This is a genomic window from Fontisphaera persica, assembly GCF_024832785.1.
Taxonomy (GTDB): Bacteria; Verrucomicrobiota; Verrucomicrobiia; order Limisphaerales; family Fontisphaeraceae; genus Fontisphaera; species Fontisphaera persica.
In genome coordinates this window covers 4,205,396-4,221,083 of record NZ_CP116615.1, presented here as the reverse complement: position 1 = coordinate 4,221,083, position 15,688 = coordinate 4,205,396, and the positions used below count along the sequence as shown (strand labels likewise).

Genomic DNA, 15,688 nt, shown 5'->3' with positions numbered 1-15,688 from the left:
ATGCCTGCCAGAAAAAGCCAAGCTCCTGCAAAAGATCGCTACGTCATCATCATGGCCGGCGGCCGCGGCGAACGCTTCTGGCCGTTAAGCCGTGAAAAAACGCCCAAGCAACTGCTGCGGCTCCTCGGCCGGGAAAGCCTGCTGCAACAAGCCGTGCAGCGCGTGCTGCCGCTGGTGCCGGCGGAAAACGTGCTGGTCATCACCAGCGCCACCCAGGCGCCGGAAGTTAAAAAGCAATTGCCCAAACTGCCTCCCGAAAACCTGGTCATCGAGCCGATGGGCCGCGACACCTGCGCCGCCGTGACCCTGGGCGCGGCCGTGGTGGGCGCGCGCTCCACCACCGCCGTCATGGCCGTGTTGCCAGCGGACCATGTCATTCCGGAGCCCAAAAAATTCCAGCAGGTTCTGGCCGATGCCCTGGACCTGGCCGGGCGCGGCCAGGTCATCGTGACCATTGGCATCCAACCCACCGAGCCGGCCACCGGCTACGGCTATATTCGCGTGGGCGAGCCGCTGCCGCCGCCCCATCACGCCCGGCCCTATAAAACGACCTTCTTCCGCGCCGAGCAATTTGTGGAAAAACCCGATTTCGCGCGGGCGCAGGAATTTGTGGCCAGCGGGCGCTACCGGTGGAATGCCGGCATGTTTGTCTGGAGTTTCGTCACCCTCACCGAGGGCCTGCAAAAGCATCAGCCGGAAATGGAGGCGGCCTGCCATCGCTGGTTCGAGGCCGCCGGCAAAAAGAAGCTCGCCCGCGTGCTGGCCGCGGATTATCCCCACCTCAAAAGAATCTCCATTGATTACGCCCTCATGGAAAAGGCCCAGAACGTCACGGTGGCCGATGGCGCCTTCGCGTGGGATGACCTGGGCTCCTGGTCCGCCCTGGCCCGCCATCTGCCCGCCGATGCCGCCGGCAACGCGGCGGTGGGCGAGCTGGTGCAGGTGGATGCCGCCCGCAACCTCATCTTTGATGCCCGTCAGAAACACCGCACGCCCATCGCCGTGGTGGGGCTGCGGGACGCCATCATCGTGCAGACCGATGATGCCACCCTGGTGGCCCACAAAAGCCAGGCGCAGAAAGTCAAAGAACTTGTGCGCCGTCTCGCCGAAAAACCGGAATACCGCAAGTTGCTCTAAATCGCATGAAAGCCCTCCCTCTCCCCGCCGACTTGTTCCTTCACAACCGCCAGCGTTTGCGGGAGCTGCTGCCGCCCAACTGCCTGGTGGTGGTCAACTCCAATGACATCATGCCCACCAACGCCGATGGCGTGATGGGCCATCACCAAAACTCGGACCTGTTTTACCTCACCGGCATTTTGCAGGAGGAAACCCTCCTGCTGCTGGCGCCCACCGCCTATGACGAGCGCCAGCGGGAAGTCCTGTTTTTGCGCGAGCCCAACGAGCACCTGGCCACCTGGGAGGGGCACAAACTCACCAAGGCCGAGGCCTCCCAGCTCTCCGGCATCAAGGAAGTGCGCTGGCTCTCGGAGTTTCCCACCGTATTCCGCCAGCTCATGTGCGAAGTGGAGCTGGTCTATCTGAACACCAACGAACACCAGCGCGCGGTGATTGAAGTGGAGAGCCGCGACCTGCGCTTCATTCATCAGGTGCAGCGCCAGTACCCCCTGCATACCTACCGCCGCCTGGCGCCGCTCATGCATCAATTGCGCGTCGTCAAATCCCGCTGGGAGCTGGACATGATTCGCCGCGCCTGTGAATTGACCGGCAGCGGTTTCCTGCGCGCCCTCCGGATCATTGAGCCTGGGGTCAACGAGGCCGAAATTGAGGCGGAGTTTGCGCATGAATTCATCCGCCACAAAGGCTGCTTTGCCTATCCGCCCATCATTGCCGCCGGCCCCAACAACTGCGTGCTGCATTACGTGCAAAACGACCAGCCCTGCAAGGCCGGCCAACTGGTGTTGCTGGATGTGGCCGCCGGCCTCGGCCAGTACATGTCCGACCTCACCCGCACCGTGCCGGTGAGCGGCCGCTTCACCCGCCGCCAGAAACAGGTCTATCAGGCCGTCCTGCGCGTGCTGCGCGAGATGATTCAGCGCATCCGCCCCGGCAAAACCACCCGCGACCTGCGCCGCGAATGTGAAGCCCTGCTCACCGAGGAATGCCTGGCCCTGGGGCTGCTCAAGCCCGCGCAGGTGCGCAAACAAGACCCCCATGCGCCGGCCGTGGGCAAATATTTCATGCACGGCGTCTCCCATCCCATCGGTCTCGATGTGCATGACGTCACTTACAATCACCTGAAAATCGCTCCCGGCTGGGTGCTCACTTGCGAGCCGGCCTTGTACCTCAAAGAAGAAGGCTTCGGCGTCCGCCTGGAAAACACCATCGTCGTCGGTGAAAAGGAAAACACCGACCTCATGGCCCACATCCCCATCGAGGCCGAAGAAATTGAAGCGTTGATGCAGAAGTGACTTCAGCCCCCGCCCGCCGTCGGCCCGCCCGAGCCGCAAAAAGGAGTTGGGCGAAGATGCCCCGCCGGGCATAATCCCTGCCCATGACCCTGCGCCGGGCCATTGCCGCCGCGGCCATCGCCCAATTGGCGGGACTTTGGGCGGTGGGCTGGTGGTTTCGCGAGGCGCTGAACACCGATGCCGTGGCCTATCTGCGGCTGGCGGAGTATTACGCCGAAGGGAAATGGTCGCTGGCCATCAATGGCTACTGGGGGCCTCTGCTGAGCTGGCTCATGGCGCCCTTCTTCATCCTGGATTTTCCGCCGTGGCTCGCCGCCCGGATTGGCATGGGACTCTCCGCCGTCTTCTTTTTCGTGGCCTGCAACCAATGGTTCCTCACCCTGCCTTGGGAGGAGCATTGGAAAAAAGCTGCCGTGTGGACCGCCGCCCTGGTTTCCCTTCCGTGGTCCGTGGCCAATATCACGCCCGATTTGTTGCTGGCCGGTTTCCTGGCGTGTTCCTGGGCCGCGCTCTATCACGCCCGCGCCACGGACAGCCGCCGCTGGAGTCTTCTGGCCGGCGCCCTGTCTGGTGCAGCTTACCTGGCCAAAGCCGTGGCCCTGCCGGTGGCCTGCCTGACGGCCGTCCCGTGGCTCTTAAGCAATCCTCTCCGGCATCGGACGTCCCCCCAAAAGAAGTGGGGACTGCTGGCCGCCTTTTTCGTTGGGCTGGCCGCCGTCATGGCGCCCTGGGTGGCCACGCTCAGCGCTCATTACGGCCAGTTTACCCTCACCCGCGCCGCTGTCATCAACCATGCCCTGGCCGGCCCCCCGGACGTTGAGCGGTACCATCCCACTTTCCGCACTTTCCACCACCCCCACCCGTCGCGCCTGACCTCCTGGGAGGACCCCTCCGAAATGCCTTACGCCACCTGGCGGCCCTGGGCCAGTCCTGCTTATGCCTGGCACCAGGGCAAAATCATCCTGAAAAACCTCGCCCTGATTCAGCTCATGCTCACCACCCTCATGCTCGACTGGCCTGTCTTGCTCGGCTATTCCGCGTGGTGGTGGCGGCGGCAGCGCCAAGCCCAGCACTCCGGCGCTTTGGCTCCGCCGCTGCAGCTCGCGGCCTGGGGACTGCTGGCCCTGATGGCCGTTTACGCCCCCAATTATTTGCGGCTGGGCGACCAGCGTTATTTCTATCCGGCTCTGCCCCTCCTGTGGGTGGCCGGCGCCTGGATGGCGGAAGGTTTTTGCCGCCTGCTTCCCGAAGCCAGACGCTGGCTCCACCCGGCGTTGGCTCTTTCTTTTTTAATTCCCGCCGGTGCATTGCTTTGCTGGTGGCTGCCCCCCAAGCGCGCCGCCGGCCAGATTGCCCTGGAACTCGCTGAAGGTCTGCGCGCCGCCCATCTCCGCGGCCCCACCGCCGGCAGCGCCCTGCAACCCGGTGGGCGCACTGGCTTGATGACCGCCTATTACCTCGGCCTGCAGTGGTATGGCGACCAACCCGGCGCCACCGTCGCAGACTGCCTCCGCTCGGGCGTCCAACTCTTTTTTGTCAACCGCTCGGACCCCCTCGCCGAAGCCCTGGCCCAACATCCGGAGTTTCAGGAAGTTTCCCTGCCCCGCGGGGAGAAGGCCTCACTTCCTCCCTGGCCGGTGGCCGTATTTCAACGGCTCCACGCTCCAAGGCCCGGCGCTTCACCGGCCCCCTGAGAAAGGGAGAGGCCAACGGTGTGAAACAGCAAGGGAGGACGCCCGCGCCTTGCTTTATTGCCCGACAAAGAAGGTGTTGGTGCGGTAATAATCCGTCACCGCCCAGAGGTTGAACGGAGTGACGCTCCGGCCAAATTTCAGGTATTCCACGTGGCCATCGTGGAAGGCGAAATTGGAGCCGCCCCCCGCCCGGTTGCTGCGGTCGGACATGTGCCGGCTGTGCTCGATTTCCGTATTGTCATTTCCCGCCACGCTTTCGAGGAAATCCATGAAATAATGGCCGGAGCTGTTCTCCTTTTCGCCGAAGACAATGGTTTGGGAGGATTTATGAATGACCGAATCACGGAAGGCATTGGTGGCCATGATTCGGCTAATCTGATTGAAATCCGTGGTTTTGTAGGTAAAGGCGTACCAGTCATTGAAACCATTGATCATGAAACTGCGCGGCGCGGCATCGGGCGAATTGGGATTGGCCGTGTACTGGCTGCGCGGCGTGTCGGGTCCGTCACTGGGACAAATCAGGACCTTCAAATTGTAATAGTAGGGGTGCAACTTGGTGGGCCAGGCGCCGGGAATCGTGCGTGGGGGGACATAATCGTCATTGTCATCGGTGTACATCCGCAGCGACAGGGCCAGTTGCTTCATGTTGTTGTTGCAGTAAATGCGCTTGCCGGCCTCCTTGGCCCGGGCCAGCGCCGGCAGCAACATCGCCGCCAGCAGGGCAATGATGGCAATCACCACCAGCAATTCAATCAAAGTAAAGGCCCGCGGCTTCTTTGTAACCGCATGGCGCACAAGAACGTCTTTATTCATAGCTGTCACGGTGTTGGACTCCGTCCGAATATTTAATCCGGCACAGCGTCAAATCATCAGTTGTAACATGAAACGAGCCATTTTCTGGTCGCTGGTACTCGCCATCGTTGTTGGCGCGTATCTCTATACTAATGACTTTTTTAAGCTGCCCCCTATTCAAATTACTCCCACCATTCGCCCCGGCGCCACCTCCCGCCTGAATCCCGATGCCTACCCGGTGACCTTCATGCTCGATGGCAAATACGCCCTGACTTCCATCAAGGTGGTCAAAGCCGAGGAAATCAAAACCAACAAGTTTGCCCGCCCGCTGTGGCACATGATTTCCGACTCCACCTCCGTCCCCACCAAATGGTTCATCTACGGCCAGCGCATCCAGGGCATGAAACCCAGCATCCCCCGCGCCACGCCGGAGCCGCTGCAGCCGAATGTCCCCTATCGCCTAATTGTGGAGACCAAAGACCGCCGCGGGGAGGTGGACTTCAAGACCTACGAAGTCGTGCCTCCCGCCAATTAAGGCGCACATTGGTCCCCCCTTGCGTCGTTGCGTCCAAGCCCCGTGATGCCAAGGCTTTGGGGAGACGCCTGGCCCCCACCCCCCCTTATAAAAAAAGTGTAACCTTTGGGCCACGCCGTTCGTCCAATGGAATGACAGAGAGGCTCGTGCCGCTTTCGTTTGGGACGAAAGCAAGGGCATGAGTGTTGGTGTTTGTCGGGAAACAACAGAATAATATGCAAATCAAATCGCGTTCAATCGTGTCGGTGTTGTCGGCGGTCACCTTTGCGTTGGTGTTCCTGGGTTTCATGGCTCAGGCAGCGGATATTGGCGGCACCTGGGCTTGGACCACCCCCGGACGCCAGGGCGGTGAACCTCGTAAAACCACCCTCAAGCTGAAAGTCGAGGGGGAGAAACTGACGGGCACGCTCATCACCTTGAACCGCCAGGGCGAACCGCAGGAAACCGCCATCAGCGAAGGCAAAGTCAAGGGCAACGAAATCTCCTTCCAGGTCGTGCGGGAGTTCAACAACAACCGCATGGTCACCAAATACAGCGGCAAGGTCGAGGGCGACACCATCAAGGGCAAGATTGAGTTCGAGCGCAACGGCGAAACCATGTCCCGCGACTGGGAAGCCAAGCGCGAAGCGGAGAAGAAATAAATTTTCGTTCCTCCCTTGCCTCGCCACACCCGCTGCCGGACACGGCGGCGGGTGTTTTTTTTCTTCCCGCCCCCCGCCGTCAACCCGCCATTTTCTGGTAAAGCGCCGAGTACTCGCGGGCGGTGCGATCCCACGAAAAATCCGCCTTCATGCCGTTGATGCGGTAGCGGCGCAGCAGGGCCGGCTCGTGGTACAACGCCAGTGATTTGCGCATCGCCCGCGCCAGGGCCCGCGAGCTGTATTCCTGGAACTTGATGCCGTTGGCCCGACGCGGGTCATCCAGATAATCCACCACCGAATCATCCAGCCCCCCCGTCCGCCGCACAATCGGCACCGTGCCATAGCGCAGGCTGTACATCTGGTTCAAGCCGCACGGCTCAAAGCGTGAAGGCATCAGGTAAAAATCGCACCCCGCCTCAATCCGGTGGGATAGAGGTTGGTCAAATCCGATGCGCACCGCCACTTGCGCCGGATAACGCGCCGCCAGCCGCCGGCAGGCCGCTTCCAGCACCGGCTCGCCGCTGCCCAAAAAGACAAACTGAATCTCGGTGGCCAGCATCTCTTCCAGCGCCCCCAACAGCAAATCGGTCCCTTTCTGGTCCACCAGCCGCGAGATGTTGCCGTACAGCGGCACGTGCTCCCGCTCCGGCAGACCCATTTCGCGCTGCAATTCGCGTTTGTTTGCCGCTTTGCCCGCCAGATTGCGCCACGAGTAGGGATGCCGCAGATAAGGGTTATGCTCCGTGTTCCATTCCTCGTAATCCACCCCGTTCAAAATGCCGGTGAGCTGCGCCGCCCGCCGCCGCAGCACCCCATCCAACTGGCAGCCAAAGGCCTCGGTGGTAATTTCCCGCGCGTAACGGGGGCTGACGGTGGTCAGCAAATCAGCGTACTCGATGCCGCCCTTGAGAAAATTGAACGCCCCAAAAAACTCGCAGCCGTCCGGCCACCAATAGGCCGGCGGCAGATTGGTCAGCGCATAAAAACGGGCGTCGCAAATCCCCTGGTAGGCGAGGTTATGAATGGTGAACAGCGTGCGCGGCAGGTTGACGGGCGCCCCCTGCTGGCGCTGCCAATGCACCAGGGGCGCAGCCAGCGCCGTCTGCCAGTCGTGCAAATGCAGCGCCTGTGGCCGCCAAGGCAGATAATTCGCCAGATGCACCACCGCCTTCGAGAAAAACAAATAACGCTCCGGATTGTCCGGGTACCCGTGGCCGTGCTCCGTGTAAAGGCCGTTGCGGTCAAAGAAGTCCGGCCGGTCAATGAAGTACACGGTGAGGTTTTTCTCCGCCTGCCGGTGAAAAACCTGGCCCCCCTGCCGGCCCTCGCCCCACGGCACGTCCAGCCACCAATCCAGCCGTTGAATGTCCGGAAACTTCTCCCGCACTCCGCGATAAAGCGGCGTGACCAGCCCCACCTGATGCCCCTGCCGCGCCAGCGCCTTGCCCAACGCCCCCACCATGTCGGCCAGCCCGCCGGTTTTCGAGTAGGGGTGGATTTCGCTGCTGGCGAGGAGGATTCTCATGCGGGAGGGGCAAGCCGGTCCTGGCCAAGGTAAGCGCGCAACGGCTCCGGCAACAGCACCGTGCCATCGGCCTGCTGGTGCGTCTCCACCAGCGCCACAAATAACCGCGCCAGGGCCGTGCCGCTGCCGTTGAGAATATGCGGGAACACATTCTGTCCCGTCTGGCTCTTGTATCGCAAATTCATCCGGCGCGCCTGAAAATCCTCGCAATTGGAGCAACTGGACACCTCCAGATACGCTCCCTGCCCCGGCGCCCAGACCTCAATGTCGTAGGTCTTGGCGCTGGCAAAGCCCATGTCCCCCGTGCACAGCAACACCACGCGGTAATGCAGTCCCAACCGTTGCAACACGGTTTCCGCATTGGCCACCATCCGCTCCAACTCGTCGTAACCCGCCTCCGGCTGGACGATCTTGATCAGCTCCACCTTGTCAAACTGATGCACCCGGATCATGCCCCGCGTGCCCACCCCCGCCGCCCCCGCCTCCGCCCGGAAACACGGACTGTAAGCGCAGTAGTAAAGCGGCAAATCCTCCTCCCGCAAAATTTCCTCGCGGTGAATGTTGGCCACCGGCGCCTCCGCGGTGGGCAGCAGATACAACTTGCCCAGCGTGCTGTCGTCCAGCCCCTCCCGCACTGCGTAGGCCTGGTCCTCAAACTTCGGAAATTGCCCCACCCCAAACATGCAATCGCGGCTGATGATGTAGGGGGGCGAAACTTCCGTGAAGCCATGCTCGCGCGTGTGCAGGTCCAGCATGAACTGGATTAACGCCCGCTCCAGCCGCGCCCCCGCCCCCGTGTACAGCAGAAAACCGCTCCCCGAAAGTTTGGCCCCCCGCTCGAAGTCCACCAGCCGCAAGCTGCGGCACAACTCCATGTGGTCCCGCGGCTTGAACTCAAAAGCCCGCTTTTGCCCCCACTCCCGCACCACGGGATTATCGGCTGCGCTCCGCCCCACCGGCACGCTCTCATGCGGCAGATTGGGCAGGCGCGCCAGCACCGCATCCCGCGCCGCGTTCGCCGCCTCCGCCTCCTTGTCCAACGCCGCAATCCGGTCCCCCAACTGGCGCGTTTCGGCCTTTTTTGCCTCGGCTTCCACGGCCTTCTTCTGCGCCATCAACGCCCCGATTTCCTTGGAAACCCGGTTGCGCTGGGCTTTCAGGGCCTCGACTTCGGCCAGGGCCTTCCGCCGTTTTTCGTCCCATTCCAAAACCTCGGCCACCCGCGCCTCATCCCCGCCGCCGCGGGTGGCGAGCCGTTCCCGCACCCAATCCGGGTTGTCCCGGATGCTCTTGATATCCAGCATTGAGTGATTGTTAGAAAGCCAGCCAGACCCGCGCAAGCAGAAAGGCGCAGGAAACCAGCCAGAGGCCCCGGACCCCGGGCCGAAGTCCCCCCAAGTCCCTGGCCACAAGGGCAATCCACCCCCCCGTGGCCCGGGCAGGAGGACGCTTGAATTTTTTTCCTGAATACTATACATTTGTATAGTAACTATGAAACGCTTGACCGACCAACAAGCACGGGTCCTCGCCCTCCTCCAAGCCCGGCAGCAGGCGGGCGAACCCATGCCCACCCTGCGCGAAATCGCCGCGCATTTCGGCTTCCGCAGCCCGCGCGCCGCCGCCTGTCACGTGGCGGCCCTGGAGCGCAAAGGCTGGCTGGCCCATGTGCCGGGCAAGGCGCGCTCCTGGCGGCTGGCCTCGCCCCTGGCGCGCCTCCGGCAGGCGGTGGTGGACATCCCGCTCTTTGGGAGCATCCCCGCCGGTTTTGCCGACGACCGGCAGCAGGAGGCCGAAGGATGCGTGTCGGTGGACGTGCGGACACTGGGCATTCAACCCACCGCGCGCACGTTTGCCCTGCGGGTGCGGGGCGACTCCATGATTGGGCGGCACATCATTGACGGCGACATTGTGATTCTGGAGCACGGCCGGCCCCCCCGACCCGGCGATGTCGTCGCGGCGCTGATTGACAACGAAAGCACCCTCAAAACGTACGTGGTGGAGCGCGGGCGCCCCTATTTGAAGGCCGAAAATCCCCAATACCCCAAACTCATCCCCGCCGCCGAGCTGGTCATCCAGGGGGTGATGGTGGGACTGGTGCGCGGCAAAGCAGGATAATCCTGGCCGGAAAAATCGTCCCCTCGTTACCCATCCCAACCTCGCCCGCGTTTGATGCCCGCCAAAATCATTCACCTCGACGCAGATGCCTTCTTTGCCTCGGTGGAGCAGGCGGCGGACCCCCGCCTGCGCGGGCGCCCGGTGGCTGTGGGCGGCGAAAAGCGCGGCATCATCGCCTCCGCCTCCTATGAGGCCCGGCGCTTCGGCATCTACACCCCCATGCCCGCCGCCCTGGCCCGGCGGTTGTGCCCCGCCTTGATTCTCCTGCCGGGCGACTTCGAGAAATACGAGCGATTTTCCCAATGGATGTTTTCCTACGCCTACGACTTCACCCCGGACGTGGAGGTGGCCTCGATTGACGAAGGATACCTCGACGTCACCGGCGCGCGCCGCCCCCCTTTCGAGGTGGCCCACCGCCTGCGGGAGGCCATCCGCCAATCGCTCAAAATCTCCGTCAGCGAAGGCGTGGCCGCCAACAAGCTCGTCAGCCAGGTGGCCTCCAAGTTGAACAAACCCGCCGCCCTGCTGGAAGTCCCGCCCGGCCGGGAAGCCGAGTTTTTGTGTCCGCTGCCCAACCGCTGGCTGCCGGGCGTAGGCCCCAAGCTCGGCGAGCGGCTGAACGCCGCCGGCCTGGCGCGGGTGGGCCAAATCGCCGCCACTCCCCCGGAATTGCTGGAAGTGCTGGTGGGCAGCGGCGCCGGCACGCTCCACCGCTTTGCCCGCGGTCTCGATGACCGACCCGTCGTGCCCAGCCGTGCCCCCGCCAAATCTTTCGGGCAACAAGAGACCTTTGCGCAGGACCTCACCGACGAGGAATACGCCCAGGCGGTCCTGCGCCGCATGGCGGATGAACTCTTCGCCAAATTGCGCGCGGCCGGCCAGGCGGCTCGCACCCTCACGGTCAAAGTGCGTTACAACGACATGGCCGAAGACCAATGCAGCGAAAGCCTGCCCGAGCCGGTGTGCGTGGAAACCGAGGTGTATGGACGCCTCCGCCTGCTCCTCAAACGCGCCTGGCGCCGCCGGGTGAGCCTCCGCATGGTCTCGCTGCGGTTGAGCCACCTCTATGACGGGCGCATCACCGGCGAGCTGGAACTGCTGCCGGCAGACGGCCAATCCGAGGCGCGCCGCCGCCTGGCCGCCGCCGTGGATGCCTTGCGCGAAAAGTTCGGCTGCAAGGTGGTCATGCGCGGCCATGACCTGCTGCTGGAGGAACGCAAAACGCAAACGGATATTTCACCCGATAACTCCAGGAACCTCCCCCTCCCCCCTCCAACGCGTGAGGGCCAGGGCAAGAGATGGCGCGAGCCTGCGGCCGCGCGGCGGCCGGCCAGCGTCCCCGTCATCCCGCTGCGCGTGCGCAGTTATTATTCGTTCCTTGCTTCCACCCTGGCCATTGCCGACATCGTCCGCCTGGCGCAACAGCATGAATTGCCCGCCATCGGGCTGGCCGATTTGGGTCATTTGCACGGCGCGCCGGAGTTTGTGCAGCAAGCCCAGGCCGCCGGCTTGCAACCGCTGGTGGGCACGGAAGTCCTCCTCGACGGCCGCCCCCTGGTGTTATTCGTGGAAAACGCCCGGGGCTATGCCCGTCTCTGCCGCTGGCTCAGCCTGCCGCCCGGCCAGTTGTCGCTGCGGCAGTTGGAGGAAGGCACGGACGGCCTGCTGGCCCTCGGCGCAGAGGCGCGCCTGGCGGCATGGTTTCCCGGTCGTTTCTACGGCCTGGTCTGCGCGCCGGAAGAAGCCGCCCGTTTCCCCGCGCATTTACCCCTCGCCTGGGGACAGCCGGTGCATTACGCCACGCCGCCAGACCGCTGGAAATTTGAAGTGTTGGAGGCCATCCGCACCCTCACCCTCCTGCGGCAGGAGCACCCCGCCAAACTGCCCGGCGAGTTGCACTGGCGCGCGCCCGCCGAGCTGCGCCAGCAATTCCGCCTGCCACCCCGCGTGCTGGCCGGCAATGCCGAAATTGCCGAGCGCTGCCGGGGCTTCCGGTTTCCCTTTGGCCCGCCGCAATTCCCGGTGTTTCAGGCCCCGGACGGCTCCCCCTCGCGCGCCTTTTTGCGGCGGCTGGTGCTGGAGGGCGCGCGCCGCCGTTATCCTGACCGCTGGACGCAGGTGCGGCCCCAACTCGAGGAGGAGCTGGCCATCATCGGCGAGGTGGGCTACGAGGACTACTTTCTGGTGGTGTGGGATTTGCTGCGCGAATGCCGCCGCCGCGGCATGGACTGGCTCACCCGCGGCAGCGCCGCCGATTCCCTGGTCTGCTATTGTCTGGGCATCAGCAACGTGTGCCCGCTGCGCTTCGACCTCTACTTCCGCCGTTTCCTCAACCGCGAGCGCATGGCCATGCACAAACTGCCGGACATTGACGTGGACTTTCCCCATGACCGCAAGGATGACGTCATCGCCCTGCTCTTCGAGAAATACGGCCCGGAGCATTGCGCGGTGGTGGGCGGCTTCTCCACCTACCAGGCCCGCGGCGCCGTGGCCGATGTCGGCAAGGCGCTCGGCCTTTCCGAGCATCAAGTGCGGCGCTTCACCGAGCATTTCCCCTGGAGCCGCGCCCGCGGCCTCGTCCAACTGCTGCGCGAAAGCCCCGACTGCCGCGATTTGCCGCTGGAGGAAGAACCCTACCGCTCGGCCCTGGAAATGGCGGAATTTCTGGATGGCTTCCCGCGTTATCCCAAGATGCACCCCTGCGGCGTGGTGCTCTCGCGCCAGCCCATCCACGAACTCACTCCCACCTTCCGCACCCACAAGGGCTGGCCCGCCACGCACTACGACATGGACGCCGTCGAGGCCCTCGGCCTGGTGAAACTCGACATCCTGGCCCAAGGCGGCCTGGCGGTGATGCGCGATGCGCTGGCGGAAATCCGCAGAAAAGAGGAGCCGCAAAAAGGCCCCCTCCCCCCTCCACCAGCGGAGGAAACAAAGGGGTTGGCGCCGCTGGATGGTGGGATGCCGGACCTTGCCCCCTGGGATGACCCCGCCGTGTGGGACCTCATTGCCAGCGGCCAGGCCCGCGCCGTGCATCACATCGAGTCACCCGCCATGGTGGGCCTCTGCCGGCAGAGCCACATCCGCGAAATAGACGGCCTGGTGGCCGTGGTCAGCGTCATCCGCCCCGGCGCGGCCAACGAACAAAAAAAACAAAAGTTCTGCCGCCGTTACCAGGGGTTGGAACCGGCCAGCTATCCCCATCCCTCGCTGGAGCCGTGCCTCCGGAGCACCTTCGGCCTGGTGGTGTATGAGGAGCACGTTCTGCAAATCTGCGAGGCCTTTGCCGGCCTGCCCCCCGGCCGCGCCGACCAGCTCCGCCGTGCCCTGGGCAAGGAAAAGTTGGAGACCATCCAGGAAATTGGCCGCGAATTCTTCGCCGCCGCCCGCGCCCGCGGGCGCCCCGAAGCCGTCATCCGCGAGGTGTGGGACCTGGTCACCGGTTTTGCCGGATACGCCTTTTGCAAGGCGCATTCGACGGCTTACGCGGTGGAGGCGTACGTCGCCGCGTGGCTCAAGCGGTATTACCCGGCGGAGTTCATGGCGGCCGTGCTCACCCACGGCAAGGGCTTTTACGACCCCCTCGTCTATGTGCTCGAATGCCACCGCCTGGGCCTCCCCCTCCTGCCGCCCACCCTCAATGAGCCCGGGCCGGCTTTCCAGGTGGTGCGCCCGCGGCCGGCTTCCGGCGTTTCCACCGCTCCCCCTCGCGCCATTCGTGTGCCCATAACACAAATTAAAGGCCTGACCCAGGCCACCCGCGACCGGCTCCTGGCCGCGCGCCAACAGGGCGCCTTCACCTCCCTGCGCGATTTTTACGCCCGCGTTGGCCCCGCGCCGGAGGAAATGGAATTGCTCATCCGCGCCGGCGCCCTGGATGAATTCGGCCTGAGCCGCACCCGCCTGTTTTGGGAGGCGCAGCTCCTGCGGCGCGCCTTTGGCCACGCGGAGGCAGGCGGCGGCCAGGGCTGGCTCCTCCCCCCGCCCGGAGCGGAGCGCCTGAGCGACGCCCCCCTTCAGGAACCCACCCGCCGCCAGCGCCTGGAATGGGAGGCCGAACTGTTGGGCTACCCCGTCAGCGGCCATCCGCTCGAACTCTTTGACCAGGTGGCCTGGGAGACTTATTGCCCGGTGGCGCGCCTGGGGGAGTTTGTGGGACAGCAAGTCGTCACCTGCGGCCTCGTCATCGAGCAACGGCTCTTCCATCAAATCACCGGCGAACCGATGAAATTCCTGACCCTGGCGGACTGGACGGGCATGGTGGAAACCGAACTCTTTGCCTCCACCTACCGCAGCTACGGCCTGGCCACCGTCCGCTACCCTGTGCTGGAAGTCACCGCCACCGTCGAACCCTTTGAAAATGGCCGCGGCTTCACCCTCCGCATCCACCGCGCCGGCAAACCGCGGGAAAAACCGACCCAACGTCAGGAATAATTTGGCCGGCCAGACGGAGCCCCTTTCCACCATCGCCCCTGATGCAGTGAGCCATTCCGCGCCTCCCCCTTCCTCGTTTTACGCCTCTCTCATAAAGCATTTAATCTGTGATTGTGCGAGGAATGCGTGGCCCCATTCTTAGTTGGGTCTTGTCTCAACCTTTTGTGTCCTCAATCGCATCCCAAAAATCGTTTTCATGAACCAGAATCAATTTGCTGCCTTCACGGCGATATTTTATAGCTTGTTCCACTTTGCGGCCATAGCACCCATATGCCCAGCAAGGATTGCCGGCAGCTCCAATAACGAGGTAATCGAGATTTTTAGTAACGGTGTTAGTGAACACACCTCTGCGGCTTTCAACCTGGTACGCAATATCATGCCTTGTAGCCCTCCGAGAGGCGCCGGTGAAACAGAAAACATGATTAGGAAACTCAATCACGGGACACACAGCGCAAATGCCGGTTAACCGCATTTCCTTTTTGTTGACCTTTTCAGATTTAGCCTGTTCAGAGCGCTTTGCATTGGAATATGAGACGAAGTCCTCAAAAAAATCTTTGAGCAATGATTTTTCCTTGTCATCGAGCTTACCGTCCTGGAGCACCATCGTTAGCAGGCTGTCAATTTCATCGAATGGGTAAGTTCCTTTCAGATGTGAATTGGTGTCAATCCATTCACTCAGGGCTTTAGTTTCCTCCTCCGTGACCACATCGTCTGCCAAGATGCCATGGAGAATGCCATGTAAAACTTGAATGTCATTTGTAATCTCATCATAAAAAATGCTGCCCACAGACATGTTTTTGCATAGCCATAAAAGGTCGGCGCGCTCTTCCGTGTTGAGCACGCCATCTGCCAACGCCGACTGAACGACAGGTACCAGCTCCGAGAAAGGATGGTAGGCAATCAAGTGGCGGTGTTCATTATACCAATTGGATAATTCCCGGCACTCGGGTGATTGTATCTGTCCATCAATGGCGATGCCTTTTAAGATTCCTTCCAATGTGTGAATAGCAAGATCTACTCGCTGCCTTTTCGTGTACTTGAAATAGGGTTCATGATCTGGGTGTAACATAGGATTGGCTTTCAGAGATACCATATCAAAGCGCTCACATCAACGCCAGCATGTTCATTACAACACCTCCCCCAATCATTATGAGCAATCGTAACTTGACAGCGTTGCCATCCGGAGGGATCGAAGCGAAGTTGGCTTTGCTGCCCCAGAAGAATTCACGGAAAAATCCTTGCTCCAAGCGTGATCGTAATGATTGGGGACACCTCTATGTATCTGCCCACAAGCCACTTTGGTTTGATAAGGCACTATGAATAACAACGCGATACCAACCTGGTATGACTCCATTATACGTCGCAGCCTTAAAGCATTTGCCAGCCCACTAAAAAAGGAAGGGGGCCTCCCAGCCCCCTAACCGGCTTCGCAGGATGCTTCAGCCTGCAGGCTGAAGGGAAGCCTAAGGAGCCTTCTTTCTGCCTTGACTTCCCGAGTTTGTCAAGCGGACCAGAAGCCATCC

General features: G+C 62.4%; 11 protein-coding genes. 7 read left to right on the top strand and 4 right to left on the bottom strand.

Features of this window, described 5'->3' with window-relative positions; genetic code table 11:
• From NXS98_RS15780 to NXS98_RS15770, 3 genes are all read left to right on the top strand, one after another.
• Complete coding sequence (locus NXS98_RS15780) at nucleotides 1-1,137, top strand: mannose-1-phosphate guanylyltransferase (RefSeq protein WP_283846001.1); 1,137 nt, start codon at nucleotides 1-3, stop codon at nucleotides 1,135-1,137.
• Nucleotides 1,138-1,142: 5 nt separating this feature from the next.
• Nucleotides 1,143-2,429 carry an aminopeptidase P family protein gene (locus tag NXS98_RS15775; RefSeq protein WP_283845999.1) on the top strand — a complete coding sequence of 429 codons (1,287 nt, stop codon included), beginning with the start codon at nucleotides 1,143-1,145 and terminating at the stop codon, nucleotides 2,427-2,429.
• An 83-nt stretch (nucleotides 2,430-2,512) separates the two neighbouring features.
• Entirely contained in the window at nucleotides 2,513-4,123 is a 1,611-nt protein-coding gene (locus NXS98_RS15770) for a glycosyltransferase family protein (protein ID WP_283845998.1), read from the top strand.
• Between the two features lie 54 nt (nucleotides 4,124-4,177).
• On the opposite strand, the gene NXS98_RS15765 is transcribed toward NXS98_RS15770, so the two are convergent.
• Nucleotides 4,178-4,936 (bottom strand): prepilin-type N-terminal cleavage/methylation domain-containing protein, encoded by a 759-nt coding sequence (locus tag NXS98_RS15765; RefSeq protein ID WP_283845997.1) that lies wholly within the window; start codon nucleotides 4,934-4,936, stop codon nucleotides 4,178-4,180.
• A 67-nt stretch (nucleotides 4,937-5,003) separates the two neighbouring features.
• Between NXS98_RS15765 and NXS98_RS15760 the strand changes: the two genes are divergently transcribed.
• Nucleotides 5,004-5,450 carry a hypothetical protein gene (locus NXS98_RS15760; protein WP_283845996.1) on the top strand — a complete coding sequence of 149 codons (447 nt, stop codon included), beginning with the start codon at nucleotides 5,004-5,006 and terminating at the stop codon, nucleotides 5,448-5,450.
• 215 nt (nucleotides 5,451-5,665) lie between these two features.
• Nucleotides 5,666-6,091: a hypothetical protein gene (locus tag NXS98_RS15755; protein WP_283845995.1), complete on the top strand. Its 426-nt coding sequence runs from the start codon at nucleotides 5,666-5,668 to the stop codon at nucleotides 6,089-6,091.
• A gap of 79 nt (nucleotides 6,092-6,170) precedes the next feature.
• Here NXS98_RS15755 and glgA read toward each other — a convergent pair whose 3' ends face one another.
• Nucleotides 6,171-7,616: a glycogen synthase GlgA gene (glgA, locus tag NXS98_RS15750; protein ID WP_283845994.1), complete on the bottom strand. Its 1,446-nt coding sequence runs from the start codon at nucleotides 7,614-7,616 to the stop codon at nucleotides 6,171-6,173.
• Nucleotides 7,613-8,920: a serine--tRNA ligase gene (serS, locus tag NXS98_RS15745; protein WP_283845993.1), complete on the bottom strand. Its 1,308-nt coding sequence runs from the start codon at nucleotides 8,918-8,920 to the stop codon at nucleotides 7,613-7,615. Before serS ends, glgA begins: the two co-directional genes overlap by 4 nt.
• A 187-nt stretch (nucleotides 8,921-9,107) precedes the next feature.
• On the opposite strand from serS, the gene lexA reads away from it, so the two are divergent.
• Entirely contained in the window at nucleotides 9,108-9,731 is a 624-nt protein-coding gene (lexA, locus tag NXS98_RS15740; RefSeq protein WP_283845992.1) for a transcriptional repressor LexA, read from the top strand.
• A 54-nt stretch (nucleotides 9,732-9,785) separates the two neighbouring features.
• Complete coding sequence (dinB, locus tag NXS98_RS15735; protein ID WP_283848187.1) at nucleotides 9,786-14,165, top strand: DNA polymerase IV; 4,380 nt, start codon at nucleotides 9,786-9,788, stop codon at nucleotides 14,163-14,165.
• A 154-nt stretch (nucleotides 14,166-14,319) separates the two neighbouring features.
• Here the strand turns inward: dinB and NXS98_RS15730 are convergent, their stop codons facing one another.
• A complete protein-coding gene (locus tag NXS98_RS15730) occupies nucleotides 14,320-15,258 on the bottom strand; it encodes a BRCT domain-containing protein (protein WP_283845991.1) in 939 nt (312 codons plus the stop codon).
• Between the last annotated feature and the right edge of the window lie 430 nt (nucleotides 15,259-15,688).

Excerpts from the sequence above, each read along its gene's own strand:
- NXS98_RS15765 (WP_283845997.1), bottom strand. The coding sequence starts at position 4,936 with ATGAATAAAGACGTTCTTGTGCGCCATGCGGTTACAAAGAAGCCGCGG.
- dinB (WP_283848187.1), top strand. The coding sequence starts at position 9,786 with ATGCCCGCCAAAATCATTCACCTCGACGCAGATGCCTTCTTTGCCTCG.
- NXS98_RS15755 (WP_283845995.1), top strand. The coding sequence starts at position 5,666 with ATGCAAATCAAATCGCGTTCAATCGTGTCGGTGTTGTCGGCGGTCACC.
- lexA (WP_283845992.1), top strand. The coding sequence starts at position 9,108 with ATGAAACGCTTGACCGACCAACAAGCACGGGTCCTCGCCCTCCTCCAA.
- NXS98_RS15775 (WP_283845999.1), top strand. The coding sequence starts at position 1,143 with ATGAAAGCCCTCCCTCTCCCCGCCGACTTGTTCCTTCACAACCGCCAG.
- serS (WP_283845993.1), bottom strand. The coding sequence starts at position 8,920 with ATGCTGGATATCAAGAGCATCCGGGACAACCCGGATTGGGTGCGGGAA.
- glgA (WP_283845994.1), bottom strand. The coding sequence starts at position 7,616 with ATGAGAATCCTCCTCGCCAGCAGCGAAATCCACCCCTACTCGAAAACC.
- NXS98_RS15770 (WP_283845998.1), top strand. The coding sequence starts at position 2,513 with ATGACCCTGCGCCGGGCCATTGCCGCCGCGGCCATCGCCCAATTGGCG.
- NXS98_RS15780 (WP_283846001.1), top strand. The coding sequence starts at position 1 with ATGCCTGCCAGAAAAAGCCAAGCTCCTGCAAAAGATCGCTACGTCATC.
- NXS98_RS15760 (WP_283845996.1), top strand. The coding sequence starts at position 5,004 with ATGAAACGAGCCATTTTCTGGTCGCTGGTACTCGCCATCGTTGTTGGC.
- NXS98_RS15730 (WP_283845991.1), bottom strand. The coding sequence starts at position 15,258 with ATGGTATCTCTGAAAGCCAATCCTATGTTACACCCAGATCATGAACCC.